Here is a 12,738-nt window from a genome sequence, read left to right as displayed (position 1 = left end):
CGGCTGGCAAGGGAGGAAGGAATGGCGATACTGCCAGAAAAAGAGAAGCTGGTGCGCAATTTTAACCGCTGCGCCAACTGGGAAGAGAAGTATCTGTACGTAATTGAACTGGGCGGAAGGCTGCCAGAATTGTCTGATTCCTTTCACCAGGCGGAATACAGCGTTTCCGGCTGTCAGAGCCAGGTCTGGATAGTCATGCAACAGGCCGCTGACGGCACCATCGAACTGCTGGGCGACAGCGATGCCGCCATCGTTAAAGGCTTGATTGCGATTGTATTTAGTCTTTATCAGGGCATGACGCCGCAGGAGATTGTGGAATTTGATGTGCGTCCCTGGTTTGAACAGCTGGCGTTAACGCAGCACCTCACGCCGTCCCGTTCTCAGGGGCTGGAAGCGATGATTCGGACTATCCGCACCCGCGCGCAGACGCTTTGCTAAGCTACACTTCTCTCGCGCCCCGTTACGGTTAACGGGGTGTTTTTTATTCATCACGAGAGAAGCTTACATGAAAGTTCACCTTCCTTTCGCCAGCTGGTTAATTTGCGCCGCGCTCATAGTACCGCGTCTGGTCAGCGCCACTGAATATCCTTTGCCTGCCGAAAATAGCCGCTTAATTGGCGAAAACAGCACGGCCCTGGTGCCGAATGATAAGCGTCCGCTGGAGTCGATTGCCGCCCGCTATCAGATTGGCCTGTTAAATATGCTGGAGGCTAACCCCGGCACCGATCCCTGGCTGCCCGCCGCAGACAGCGAGCTCATCATTCCTCAACAGATGCTGCTGCCTGATACCAAACGCGAGGGCATTGTGGTTAATCTGGCGGAGCTGCGCCTTTATTACTACCCGAAAGGGGAAAATAAGGTGATCGTCTATCCGATAGGCATCGGCCAGCAGGGGATTATGACGCCTTCGGTGGTAACCCAGATCAGTCAAAAAATCCCTAATCCAACCTGGACGCCGACCCCGAATATCCGCAAGCGCTACGCGCAGGAAGGCGTGAAGCTGCCGGCGGTATTTCCCGCCGGGCCTGATAATCCGATGGGGCTGTTTGCGCTGCGTCTGGCCTACGGCAGCGGCCACTACCTCATCCACGGCACTAACGCCGATTTCGGTATTGGCATGCGCGTTAGCTCCGGCTGTATTCGCCTGCGCCCTGATGATATTGCGGCACTGTTTAACAGCGTGCCGGAAGATACGCGGGTACAAATTATCAACCAGCCGGTGAAGTACGCTATTGAGCCCGACGGTAAACGCTATATCGAAGTTCATCAGCCGCTATCCCATAATGACCAGGATGATCCGCAAACGATGCCGCTCCCGCTTAGCAAAGTGCTGAAGCGCTTTATTAACAACAAGGAGAGCGATAAAGCATTAATTGAGGCGGCGCTAAAACGACGTTCCGGCATGCCTGTTCTGGTTAACCTGGGCGAAGCGGTAAATAATGACGAAATAGCGCCGCAGAACGCGCTGGAAAGCGCGCAAGAGCAGGCGGCAGGAAATAACAGCGCTACGTTGGGAAAAAGCTGAGAAAGGATTACAGCGACGTTTAGCAAAAAAAGAACAAAAAAATGGTGCCCATCAGGCACCATTTTTATTACACCAGTACTCTTACTTACGGTAAGAATGAGCCTGGTTGTCCAGACGCTGGTTAGCACGAGCTGCGTCATCTTTAGCAGCCTGTACGTCAGAACGCATTGCGTTCACGTCGTTGCTCAGCTGGTCAACTTTCGCGTTCAGAGTCTGAACGTCGCTTGACAGCTGGTCGATTTTAGCGTTGCTGGAGCAACCAGCCAGCAGAGTTGAACCCAGAATTACCGCGCCCAGTACCAGTTTAGTACGATTCATTATTTATACCCTCTAGATTGAGTTAATCTCCATGTAGCGTTACAAGTATTACACAAAGTTTTTTGGTATGAGAATAAATTTTTGATGAGAACATGCTTAATTTTGTTCGTTCGCTCAAAGAAACATCTGTTAGGGCAATAATGCCAAAAAATAAATCAAAACAGTCAGATTTAATTGATTTTATCTTGCCTGAAAGGCAGATTTTATTGTTATTTTCAATTGGAATTTTTAGGAATAACGGTTACGGCAAAATAAAAAAAAAGCGCCTGTTCGGCGCTTTTATCAGCAGAGCTGTAATTATTTACAGTACATGAACCGACGCGGTATTTGTGGTTCCGCTTGGCACCAGGGCACCGGATACCATTACCACTACATCGCCTTTCTGACCGTAACCGCTTTCCAGCGCAATTTCTTTACCAATACGGTAGAAATCATCAGTAGAAGCAATTTCGTTTACCACGCGCGCTTCAATGCCTTTGCTCAGCAGCAGCTGACGTGCGGTAATTTCATTAGTGGTTAACGCCAGAATAGTGGCATCCGGGAAATATTTACGCACGGACTTCGCTGATTTACCGCCTTCGGTCGCGACCACAATCAGCGGCGCTTCCAGCTTCTCGGCGGTTTCTACTGCACCACGGCACACGGCTTCGGTGATACGCAGCTTACGGTTGTCGTTCAGCGTATCAATACGCGATTTCATCACGCGATCGGTACGTTCGCAGATGGTCGCCATGATGCGTACCGATTCCAGCGGGTATTTACCTTTGGCACTTTCACCAGAAAGCATTACCGCATCCGTACCGTCAAGAATGGCGTTCGCGACGTCGCCGGCTTCCGCACGGGTAGGGCGCGGGTTTTTGATCATGGAATCAAGCATCTGGGTGGCGGTAATCACCACTTTGCGTGCTTTATTACATTTTTTGATCATCATTTTCTGCGCGAAAATCACTTCTTCAACCGGAATTTCCACGCCGAGGTCGCCACGGGCAACCATGATGCCGTCAGAAGCATCAAGGATCTCATCAAAATTATTGAGACCTTCCTGGTTTTCGATTTTGGAAATGATCTGGATATGCTCGCCGCCGTGCTTTTTCAGATGCTCGCGAATTTCCAGTACGTCTGAGCGCTTACGAATAAAAGAGGCCGCCACGAAATCCACGCCCTGTTCGCAACCGAAAATCAGATCGCGCTTATCTTTTTCCGCCAGCGCAGGCAGCTGAATGGAAACGCCCGGCAGGTTAACGCCTTTGTTTTCACCCAGATCGCCATTGTTCAGCACGGTACAAACTACGCTGCTTTCAGTAACTTCAGTTACTTCCATACCGATCAAGCCATCGTCAACCAGTACGGTATTGCCAATTTTCAGATCGGCAGCAAAGCCAGCGTAGGTCACCGCAACACGTTCGCTATTACCAATTACTGACTGATCGGTGGTGAAGGTGAAAGTCTGACCCGCTTTCAGCGAAACATCGTTACCGCCTTCCAGCTTCATCGTGCGGATTTCCGGGCCTTTGGTATCCAGCAGGATAGCCGCCTGATGGCCGGTTTTTTCCATAACGGCGCGGATATTGGCGATACGGCGACCATGCTCTTCGTAGTCACCGTGAGAGAAATTCAGACGCATAACATTCATGCCCGCTTCCAGCAGGTTGGTCAGCATCTCTTCAGATTCAGTTTTAGGGCCGATAGTACAAACGATCTTGGTCTTTTTCATGACAAGTTATCTGTAAGTTGTGATGGATGATTAAGGTTTGAGGTCGATGCCCGGTGCATCGGGGAAATATTCATGCTCAGTGAGCGGACTGCGATACAAACTAAGAATAGGTGACAGATATGAAGCGTGCAGAGGAAGTTGAGCGATGATGTTCCGTGGCCCCTGTGGACGAGTTGCGCAACTGGTTGTGAATGTAGGTAAGGGCACGTCAATTGGCTGAAACCATTCAAGTGAAACACCGGGCAATATTATAGACGCTAAGTATACGAAAACCAATCAAAAAGCGTGGATACAGCTGGTGTGGGATCAAGGAAAGTCACGTTGCGGCAACGCTTTTTAGCCCCTGCGCCAGATATAACCCGCAGCCGGGTTCGCCGTTTTTAACCAGACAGAACGCCGGCTGTATACCAGGAAAGTTCTGATAACGTACGGGTTTATGGCTGTAGAATCTTCTGAAAAGAATTTTTGCGAGGAATAAATCAGACGGAAAATAGCGGCCTTTTTATGCGTAGCGCAGATAAAAAATAAGCGTGAATGACGGCGTTAGTTGGGGAGAATAAAGAGAAGGGTAAAACGGAAAAGAAGAGTGGTGCGTTCTAATGGACTCGAACCATCGACCCCCACCATGTCAAGGTGGTGCTCTAACCAACTGAGCTAAGAACGCATCTGCCGTCTTGGGTGACGGCGGGGACGAATATTAGCGACACTGTTCACCGCTGGCAAGCAGAAACATACAATTTTCTGCGCAACTGCCCATCAACTGCGCGACCCGCCGTTTTTTTAGACGCGACGGGCCTTTACCTTAATGCGCCGCGCGGCTCAGGATCAGTTCAGCCGGTAATTTCTGCAGCCGACGAATACGCCACAGCATCATTATCGCCGCTGAGGTTAACCCCAGGATAAAACCGCACCAGAATCCTGCCGGACCCATTGGCGATACCACCCAATCGGTTAGCGCCAGCAGATAGCCGCTGGGTAAACCAATCACCCAGTAAGCCACCAGCGTAATAAAGAAGATCGAACGCGTATCTTTATAACCACGCAGAATGCCGCTGCCGATCACCTGGATGGAATCAGAAAACTGGTAAATGGCGGCCAGCATCATCAGCTGCGCGGCCAGCGCAACGACCTGCGGATTATCGTTATACAACAGGGCGATCTGCTCCCGAAAGCTAACCGTAAACAGCGCCGTTGCGGCGGCCATCATGATGCCCACGCCCTGACCGGTCCAGGCCGCGACTTTTGCCGCCTCTACCGAGCCCTGACCAAGGCGGAAGCCGACGCGAATCGTCGTCGCTACGCCCAGCGAAAGCGGAAGGACGAACATCAGCGAACTAAAGTTAAGCGCAATCTGATGACCGGCGACATTAACGATGCCCAGCGGAGAAACCAGCAGGGCGACCACGGCGAACAGGGTGACTTCAAAGAACAGCGCCAGCGCTACCGGCAGCCCAAGGCGTACTAAACGTTTCAGGACCGTCCAGTCTGGCGGACTGAAATAGCCGGGCAGGGTAATATCGCGCATGGAGCGCGCTCGTCGCACCCACAGCCGCATGATAATAAAAATCACCCAGTACACCGATGCCGTCGCGACGCCGCAGCCGACGCCGCCTAACGCAGGCATGCCCAGGTGACCATAAATAAAGACGTAATTAACCGGAATATTAACCAGTAAACCGATAAAGCCCATCACCATGCCGGGTTTGGTTTTTGACAGCCCTTCGCACTGGTTACGGGCGACCTGGAAAAACAGATAGCCCGGTGCGCCCCACAGCAGCGCGCGTAGATAGCCCACCGCCTTATCGGCTAATGCCGGATCGATATCATGCATCGCGTGGATCATATAACCGGCGTTCCACAGCACCATCATAATCAGCACCGAGACCAGCGCCGCCAGCCAGTAAGCCTGACGCACCTGACCGGCGATACGCTCACGACGTCCGGAGCCGTTAAGCTGCGCCACGACCGGCGTTAAGGCCAAAATAAGCCCGTGACCGAATAATATAGCGGGCAGCCAAATTGAGGTACCGACCGCAACGGCGGCCATATCCGTCGCGCTAACCGAGCCCGCCATAATGGTATCGACAAAGCCCATAGCCGTTTGCGCGACCTGCGCCAGAATAACCGGAATGGCAAGAGCCAATAATTGACGCGCTTCTGTCAGATACTTCTGCACGTATACACCTTTTTATGTTTTGAGAAATGAATAAATAACGCCCAGAGGGAGAAGATAATAAAGAATAGATAATGTTGCACAACGCTGGTGCAGAATCATAACGACATCAGACTATGAAGGAAACCGCATTTTATAGCTCGTGGGCGACGCTTTTCGCGCCTTTGCTGGTCTGCTCTGCGGTGGAGAGTATGTTAATATCAGTAAAAACTGACTGAGGCCGATCTATGTTTACCGGAATTGTGCAGGGCACCGCAGAGGTGGTTGCCATTGAAGAAAAAACTAACTTTCGCACTCATATTGTTAAAATGCCGCCGGCGTTATTACCAGGCCTGGAACTGGGCGCTTCGGTGGCGCATAACGGCTGCTGTCTGACCGTTACCGAAATTAATGGCGATCGGGTCAGCTTCGATTTGGTAAAAGAGACGCTGCGCATTACCAATCTTGGCGATCTGCAGCCGGGCGACGTGGTAAATATTGAGCGTGCGGCGAAATTCAGCGACGAAATTGGCGGTCATTTAATGTCTGGCCATATTATGACCACGGCTGAAATCAGCAAGGTTATCAACGCAGAAAATAATCGTGAAGTTTGGTTTAAACCGCAGGACAGCACGCTGCTGAAATATATCCTTCACAAGGGCTTTATCGGTATTGATGGCATCAGCCTGACCGTGGGCGATGTGACCAAAACGAAATTCTGCGTGCATCTTATCCCGGAGACGCTGATGCGTACCACGCTGGGCGTCAAAAGACTGGGGCAGCGGGTTAATATTGAAATCGATCCGCATACGCAGGCGATTGTTGATACGGTTGAACGCGTGCTGGCACAGCGCGAAGCGGCGCTGGCGGCCACGCTGCAAAACAACGGCGGGCAGTAAGCAAGCATAAAAAAACAGGCAACCCGGTTGCCTGTTTTCTGTTAGCGCGGCATAGCGTTAATGCGGTACGCGCAATCCGCCTTCGGCGCCGCGGCTGAATACGACCTGCCACAGTTGAATATCACGCGCACGAAACGCGCCGGCGCAGGCGTTCAGATAATAGGTGAACATACGTTTAAAGCGCTCGCCATATTTCTCTGCCAGCTGCGGCCAGGCCTGCTGAAAACGTTCATACCATGCCATTAGCGTCGTATCATAATCGGCGCCGAAATTATGCCAGTCTTCCATAATAAAATGCGGTTCGCTGGCTTCGGCAATATGACGTACCGACGGCAAACAGCCGTTGGGGAAAATATATTTATCAATCCACGGATCGACATTCATATCGGTTTTAATCGCGCCGATAGTATGCAGCAGGAACAGGCCATCCGGCTTCAGGTTACGATCGACCACGTTAAAATAGGTAGCGTAATTTTTGGGACCGACGTGCTCAAACATGCCTACGGAAACGATGCGGTCATACTGGCCATCCAAATCGCGGTAATCCTGCAGCAGAATATTAACGTCAAGCCCTTCGCAGCGCTGCTGCGCCATTTTCTGCTGTTCGGCAGAAATCGTAACGCCATCGACCGTAACGCCATAATGACGAGCGGCAAACTCAGCCAGGCCGCCCCAGCCGCAGCCAATATCAAGCACCCTGAGGCCCGGCTTCAGCTGTAGCTTTTCGCAGATCATTTTTAGCTTAGCCTGCTGCGCCTCTTCCAGCGTTTGTGCGGTTTTCCAGTAGCCGCAAGAGTACTGCATAAAGGGATCAAGCATCAGCGAAAAAAGATCGTTACCTAAATCGTAATGCTCTTTACCGACCATCCACGCGCGTTTTTTCGACTGTAAATTCGTCAGCCGCGCCGCCGCAATACGTAAAGTATCTTTGAAATGATGAGGAAGCTGTTGATCCAGCTTGTGCTTTAATACGCGATGAAAAAGCATATCAAGCCGTTCGCACTCCCACCAGACATCCATATAACTCTCGCCAAGGCCGAGGGATCCCTCCTGCAAAACACGTTTAAAAAAATCAGGGTTTTTTACCTGAATATCCCAGGGGCGATTACCGTTGATCTCAATATCAGCCATTTCCAACATTTCATGGACGATACGATACCAATGGTTTTCCTCCAGGTTCACTTCTTCTATGCACGATGAACTCATAGCTTCTCCATCACCTGTGTGATACGAACCTGAGAAACAGAATAGTCAATTTCTCAGGATTGTGAGAAATCTCACGGAAGACCGTGTGCCCGATATCCGACGTTAAGCAGAGGATTGAAGCTGAATGAAAGTCCTGGCCAGCACGATGTCGGCGCCTGAAAAAGTGCAGCCTGGCCGGGGAAAAAGCACATTGATTATTATAAGTCACTGCCTTGCAAGGAGTATATTCTTCCGCAAGGCAATATACAACGGCTAATGGTTAGTTTGCTAACCATATAAGCGCCCGCCGACGCTTAATCAGGAAGGGGGGAATTAGCGGCGTTTTTAGTTCCCGCTGCGCTGCCGCGCGCAGCGTACTGCAACGCATAACCCAGCGCGACCAGAAAAATGGTCGCCAGCATGACCGAGCTGGTGGTCAGTAACGGATGGCGCAGCCAGGAGGAGACGGCCAGGCTGGCAAAAAAGCACAGGCCCAGCTGTAGGCAGTTCTGCAGAGCTGCGGCCTTGCCGGTGTCATCCGGGAACGGCAGCAGGGCGTTAGCCACCACGATGGGATAAATCGCGCCATTCGCCAGCGCCATGCCGCAAAAGGGAATTAATAGTCCCCATAGCGTAACCCGGTCGCTAATCGATACCATAAACAGCGCGGTAACGCTTAGTGCATAAAAAACAAGCAAGAACGGCAGCAGCGTCCGACCACTACGACGCTGAAGCGCAGAACGGCAGCCAAAGCCGCCCACCAGAAACGCGACGGTTTGCGGCAGATAGCTCAGGCCTATATCAGCGGGACTCAGGCCAAGATCGTGCAGGATAAAAGGCGAGCCGGTTAGCCAGGCGAAAAAGCTGGCCGAACAGGCGGCGTAAATCAGCACGTTACCACTGTAGCTACGAGACGCCAGCAGGCGGAAAAAGCCGCTGCGTTGACGTGATGGATCGGAAGCGGACGCGGTTTTTTTCAGGTTCGCCGTGGCAAACAGCAGCGGTAGCGTGACGATAAACAGCGCCAGAAAAATCGCGCGCCATGAAAAATGGCTGAGCAGCCAGGCACCCAGCAGCGGTGCCAGCGCTGGCGACAGGGCTACCAGCGGCATAATGGTGGCAAACACCCGATTAGCCTGCGCGCCCCGGTAGCGATCCACCACCAGCGCCTGCCAGCTCACCGCCGCAGAACAGACGCCAACCGCCTGAATAAAGCGCAGGGTGAGCATCTGCCAGGTTTCATCCGCCCACAGCATGCCCGCACAGCCCAGCGCAAACAGCGTAAGGCCAGACAGCAGTATCGGCCGGCGGCCAAAACGATCGGAAAGCGGGCCCCACAGGAGCTGGGCGCAGGCAAAGCCGCCCAAAAAGACGGTCAGACTGGCGCTAATCACGCCAGCAGAGGTATGAAAACTTTCCTGCATGGCGGTAAACGCAGGCAAATACATATCGGTGGCCAGAAAACCCAGCGTGCTGAGTAGCGCCAGATAGAGCATAAATCCTTTTGAACCAGACATCTCTTTCTCATTTATAAGCAGGTGAACAGACGGCGCGAGGGTAAAGGATGTTTTTCTTAATGTGAAACGCTAAAATTTGCCGTTTGATATCAAAATTTTTGCAGGCAAAAAATGTGGTCTGAATATGCACTGGAAGTGGTTGACGCCGTAGCACGCAATGGAAGCTTTTCGGCAGCCGCGGAAGAGTTACACCGCGTACCTTCTGCCATCAGTTATACCGTCCGTCAGCTGGAGACCTGGCTGGCGGTACCGCTTTTCGAGCGCCGTCATCGTGACGTGGTGCTGACGGAAGCGGGGGAGCTTTTTATTCGTGAAGGGCGGGCTGTTATCAAAAAAATGCTCGCCACGCGTCGCCAGTGCCAGCAGGTAGCGAACGGCTGGCGCGGACAGCTGAGTATCGCCGTGGATCGCATTGTTAAGCCGCAGCGTACCCGCCAGCTAGTGCTCGATTTTTATCGGCATTTCCCGGATATGGAACTGCTGATTACGCCGGAAGTTTTCAACGGCGTCTGGGATGCCCTGGCGGACGGACGGGTTGATGTGGCGATTGGCGCAACGCAGGCGATTCCGGTTGGGGGACGCTTTGCCTTTCGCGATATGGGCGCGCTCAACTGGCGCTGCGTGGTGAGCGTTGATCATCCTTTAGCCAGCGTCACTACCCGCCTGGAGGATGATGATATTCGCCCCTGGCCGTCGCTGGTGCTGGAGGATACCTCGCGCGCGTTACCGCGGCGTACCACCTGGACGCTGGATAATCAGCGCCGTCTGGTGGTGCCTGACTGGGAAAGCGCGTTTGACTGCCTGCGCGCCGGGCTGTGTGTGGGGATGGTGCCCGGTCACTTTGCCGCGCCGCTGCTTAAAGCGCGTCAGCTAACGGAGCTGGCGCTACCGGCGCCTTTCCCCGATAGCCCCTGCTGTGTTAGCTGGTCGGAGCAAAGTAGTTCACCCGCGCTGCGCTGGCTGCTGGACTATCTTGGCGATACGGAAACCATCAACCGGGAATGGCTGCGTGAAGAGTAACGGGCTCAGGAAAGCGGTTTTCCTGAGCCGTCGCGTTAACGGCGGTAGTCGCGGAACGGGCCGTCGGCGACGGAGCGACGTTCAATCAGCGTGGGATGAACCTCAATGGTTTGCGGCTCTTCGCGTTTGCTGATAATTCGGTCCAGCAGCATATCAAAGGCAGTTTCGCCCAGCTGCTCTTTCGGCTGGTGTACCGTGGTCAGCGCGGGCGTAAAATAGCGGGCGTTGCGCACGTTATCGTAACCGATGACTGAAATATCCTGCGGCACGCGCAGCCCCATCTCGTCCGCGGCACAAATCGCGCCCATTGCCATAATATCCCCGCCGCAGAAAACGGCGGTAGGGCGCTGCTTTTGCGCCAGGATTTGCTGCATGGCGCGGTAGCCAGATTCTGGCTCAAAGTCTCCCTGCACAATCCACTCATCGTGTACCGGAATGCTGGCCTCATTCAGCGCTTTCAGGAAGCCGGCAAAACGTCCGCTGCCGGTGTTGCGCTCCATCTGTCCTGGGATCACGCCGATGTCGCGATGGCCGCGCTCTATTAAATAACGTCCGGCGAGATAGCCGCCTTTAAAAGCATTATCCAGCACGGTATCGGTAAAATCGCCACGGGATTCGCCCCAGTCCATCACCACCATGGGAATATTGCGGTTTTCCTCAAGCATTTTCAGCAGCGCTTCAGGATACTCAGAGCACATGACTAACAGACCATCCACGCGTTTCTGCGCCATCATTGACAGATAAGCCTGCTGCTTCTGTAAATCGTTATGGGCGTTGCCCAAAATCAGGGTATAGCCACGGGCGAAACAGCGCGTTTCCACCGCTTCAATAATCTCAGCAAAATAGGGCGCTTCGCTGGAGGTTGCCAACAGGCCGATCGATTTGGTGTGGTTAACCTTCAGGCTGCGCGCGACGGCACTGGGCGAATAGTGTAATTCTTTGATGGCTGCCCACACGGCCTCACGGGTTTCTTCCGCGACAAAACGGGTTTTATTGATGACGTGCGATACCGTCGTGGTGGAAACGCCGGCATGCTTCGCGACATCTTTGATTGTTGCCATTAAAAAGATACTCCTGCGCCTATCGTAATAGTTTGATAAGGCTGATGTTAATCGTTTGCGTCCCACATAGTGTCATTCAGCGCGCGTATAGGTTGTCATTATGCAGGCTGAGGTACGTCTGACGGGCGGGACGTCTTTAAAAAAGGGTCAGCAACGGTGGTTTTTCGTCGTTGCGCAACGCAAGGCGGGGATTCTATCAAGCTGGCGCAAAGAAAACGAGATTTTTACCAGGGAGTATGGGAAAATCTATACCGCTATTTTTTGTGTGGTTAAAGGAGGGGATGGATGAATACGGATCTAAAACTATCAATAGGCACCACGGTTGTGGCATTGCTGATGATTATTGCGTTTAGCTTCACCGCCGTAATGCACTGATCGCAGCGCGAAGAATAAAAAAGCCTGTCTTATGCCAGGCTTTTTTGTTGCGCAACAGCGTTAGCGGATCGTACGCGGCGTCATTACGCGGCGCGCGCCAACGTAGTGCCGCTGCCAGTAATCATCGTCAAGCTGGCTAATCTGAATATCTTTACCGGTACGCGGTGACTGAATAAAGCGGCCGTTGCCCAGATAAACGCCAACGTGATCGGCCGCGCCGCGGTTATTAATGCGGAAGAACACCAGATCGCCTTTTTCCAGCGCTTCACGGTTAATCGGGGCCGCATCGCGCAGGTGATACATTTCATTCGCGGTACGGGGAATTTTAAATCGCACCACATCTTTGTAGGCGTACCAGACCAGACCGCTGCAGTCGAAACCAGTATGGGGCGAGGTTCCTCCCCATAAATAAGGCTTACCTAACTGGCTCATCAGCTTATTCATCGCCGTTTCACGCGCTTTTTGATAGCGTTCACGGTGCGCCTTGCTCATTTCCAGCGGCCCGCCGCGCTTAGCGATCTGCGCCGTTTTTTTATCGCCACGCTGGCGGCCATAGCGCTGTTTGCTATTTTTGCCGTTGTTTTTTTTCACGCTGGCGGTTGTTTTCGCCGATGCGCGGCTTTTTTTCGCGCTGGCTGTGGCTACGGCAGCAGTCTTGCTTTTTTTCTTCAGCTTGTTTTTTTCAACGCTGACCGGACGGGGTTTTTTACTGGCCGTTTTTATCGGCCGACGCTTACGTCGATCGTCGTCGCGAGCGGTTTTTTTATCAACTTTATGCTGACTGGCCTTAACCGGCGCCTGCGGCGACGCCTGGGCAACGTTAAAAAACAGTTGGGCAACGACCAGCATAAAAAGCGTAATCAATAAACGCATGGTGTGGTTACACTCAAAGCGCAGTGATAGCGCAAGGTTAATCTTATTTCTGCCACAGAGGCAGATTCCTGGAGGCCAATTCTAATCGAACTTTTTCCG

At 52.7% G+C, this 12,738-nt stretch carries 12 protein-coding genes and 1 tRNA gene; 5 read left to right on the top strand and 8 right to left on the bottom strand.

Translation table 11 applies throughout. The annotated features are described in order from the left end of the window. The first annotated feature begins 21 nt into the window (after window positions 1-21). Window positions 22-438 carry a cysteine desulfuration protein SufE gene (gene sufE / locus COO59_RS04510; protein WP_103058637.1) on the top strand — a complete coding sequence of 139 codons (417 nt, stop codon included), beginning with the start codon at window positions 22-24 and terminating at the stop codon, window positions 436-438. A 67-nt stretch (window positions 439-505) separates the two neighbouring features. After that, a complete protein-coding gene (locus tag COO59_RS04505; RefSeq protein WP_103058636.1) occupies window positions 506-1,525 on the top strand; it encodes a L,D-transpeptidase family protein in 1,020 nt (339 codons plus the stop codon). Window positions 1,526-1,606: 81 nt separating this feature from the next. On the opposite strand, the gene COO59_RS04500 is transcribed toward COO59_RS04505, so the two are convergent. From COO59_RS04500 to COO59_RS04485, 4 genes are all read right to left on the bottom strand, one after another. Next, window positions 1,607-1,843, bottom strand: a complete 237-nt coding sequence (locus tag COO59_RS04500) for a major outer membrane lipoprotein (RefSeq protein WP_002908860.1) — start codon at window positions 1,841-1,843, stop codon at window positions 1,607-1,609. 301 nt (window positions 1,844-2,144) lie between these two features. Further along, window positions 2,145-3,557 (bottom strand): pyruvate kinase PykF, encoded by a 1,413-nt coding sequence (gene pykF / locus COO59_RS04495; protein WP_103058635.1) that lies wholly within the window; start codon window positions 3,555-3,557, stop codon window positions 2,145-2,147. Between the two features lie 587 nt (window positions 3,558-4,144). Beyond that, a tRNA-Val gene (locus tag COO59_RS04490) sits at window positions 4,145-4,221 on the bottom strand. A gap of 138 nt (window positions 4,222-4,359) precedes the next feature. Further along, window positions 4,360-5,733: an MATE family efflux transporter gene (locus tag COO59_RS04485; protein ID WP_103058634.1), complete on the bottom strand. Its 1,374-nt coding sequence runs from the start codon at window positions 5,731-5,733 to the stop codon at window positions 4,360-4,362. A 224-nt stretch (window positions 5,734-5,957) separates the two neighbouring features. Here COO59_RS04485 and COO59_RS04480 point away from each other — a divergent pair, with 224 nt between their 5' ends. Then, on the top strand, window positions 5,958-6,608 hold the full coding sequence (locus tag COO59_RS04480) for a riboflavin synthase subunit alpha (protein ID WP_103058633.1): 651 nt from the start codon (window positions 5,958-5,960) through the stop codon (window positions 6,606-6,608). Window positions 6,609-6,665: 57 nt separating this feature from the next. On the opposite strand, the gene cfa is transcribed toward COO59_RS04480, so the two are convergent. Together cfa and punC are read right to left on the bottom strand one after the other, a co-directional pair. Beyond that, the gene (gene cfa / locus COO59_RS04475; protein WP_103058632.1) at window positions 6,666-7,814 is read right to left on the bottom strand and encodes a cyclopropane fatty acyl phospholipid synthase; all 1,149 of its coding nucleotides are present in this window, start codon (window positions 7,812-7,814) and stop codon (window positions 6,666-6,668) included. 293 nt (window positions 7,815-8,107) lie between these two features. After that, complete coding sequence (gene punC / locus COO59_RS04470) at window positions 8,108-9,310, bottom strand: purine nucleoside transporter PunC (protein WP_103058631.1); 1,203 nt, start codon at window positions 9,308-9,310, stop codon at window positions 8,108-8,110. Window positions 9,311-9,421: 111 nt separating this feature from the next. On the opposite strand from punC, the gene punR reads away from it, so the two are divergent. Further along, on the top strand, window positions 9,422-10,330 hold the full coding sequence (gene punR / locus COO59_RS04465; RefSeq protein ID WP_103058630.1) for a DNA-binding transcriptional activator PunR: 909 nt from the start codon (window positions 9,422-9,424) through the stop codon (window positions 10,328-10,330). A gap of 35 nt (window positions 10,331-10,365) precedes the next feature. Here the strand turns inward: punR and purR are convergent, their stop codons facing one another. Further along, on the bottom strand, window positions 10,366-11,391 hold the full coding sequence (gene purR / locus COO59_RS04460) for an HTH-type transcriptional repressor PurR (protein WP_103058629.1): 1,026 nt from the start codon (window positions 11,389-11,391) through the stop codon (window positions 10,366-10,368). 285 nt (window positions 11,392-11,676) lie between these two features. On the opposite strand from purR, the gene cydH reads away from it, so the two are divergent. Continuing rightward, a complete protein-coding gene (gene cydH, locus COO59_RS04450) occupies window positions 11,677-11,766 on the top strand; it encodes a cytochrome bd-I oxidase subunit CydH (RefSeq protein ID WP_103058627.1) in 90 nt (29 codons plus the stop codon). A 60-nt stretch (window positions 11,767-11,826) separates the two neighbouring features. Here the strand turns inward: cydH and COO59_RS04445 are convergent, their stop codons facing one another. Beyond that, window positions 11,827-12,639 carry a C40 family peptidase gene (locus COO59_RS04445; RefSeq protein WP_103058626.1) on the bottom strand — a complete coding sequence of 271 codons (813 nt, stop codon included), beginning with the start codon at window positions 12,637-12,639 and terminating at the stop codon, window positions 11,827-11,829. Window positions 12,640-12,738 lie beyond the last annotated feature (99 nt).

Source organism: Mixta theicola, assembly GCF_002895925.1.
Classification (GTDB): Bacteria; Pseudomonadota; Gammaproteobacteria; order Enterobacterales; family Enterobacteriaceae; genus Mixta; species Mixta theicola.
The sequence above is the reverse complement of the archived record's forward strand: the minus strand, read 5'-3'. Positions and strand labels throughout refer to the sequence as shown.

Bases quoted from the DNA above. Each gene is read 5' to 3' on its own strand.
- cydH (WP_103058627.1), top strand. From the start codon at position 11,677: ATGAATACGGATCTAAAACTATCAATAGGCACCACGGTTGTGGCATTG.
- COO59_RS04445 (WP_103058626.1), bottom strand. From the start codon at position 12,639: ATGCGTTTATTGATTACGCTTTTTATGCTGGTCGTTGCCCAACTGTTT.
- COO59_RS04480 (WP_103058633.1), top strand. From the start codon at position 5,958: ATGTTTACCGGAATTGTGCAGGGCACCGCAGAGGTGGTTGCCATTGAA.
- COO59_RS04500 (WP_002908860.1), bottom strand. From the start codon at position 1,843: ATGAATCGTACTAAACTGGTACTGGGCGCGGTAATTCTGGGTTCAACT.
- punR (WP_103058630.1), top strand. From the start codon at position 9,422: ATGTGGTCTGAATATGCACTGGAAGTGGTTGACGCCGTAGCACGCAAT.
- punC (WP_103058631.1), bottom strand. From the start codon at position 9,310: ATGTCTGGTTCAAAAGGATTTATGCTCTATCTGGCGCTACTCAGCACG.
- COO59_RS04505 (WP_103058636.1), top strand. From the start codon at position 506: ATGAAAGTTCACCTTCCTTTCGCCAGCTGGTTAATTTGCGCCGCGCTC.
- pykF (WP_103058635.1), bottom strand. From the start codon at position 3,557: ATGAAAAAGACCAAGATCGTTTGTACTATCGGCCCTAAAACTGAATCT.
- sufE (WP_103058637.1), top strand. From the start codon at position 22: ATGGCGATACTGCCAGAAAAAGAGAAGCTGGTGCGCAATTTTAACCGC.
- cfa (WP_103058632.1), bottom strand. From the start codon at position 7,814: ATGAGTTCATCGTGCATAGAAGAAGTGAACCTGGAGGAAAACCATTGG.
- purR (WP_103058629.1), bottom strand. From the start codon at position 11,391: ATGGCAACAATCAAAGATGTCGCGAAGCATGCCGGCGTTTCCACCACG.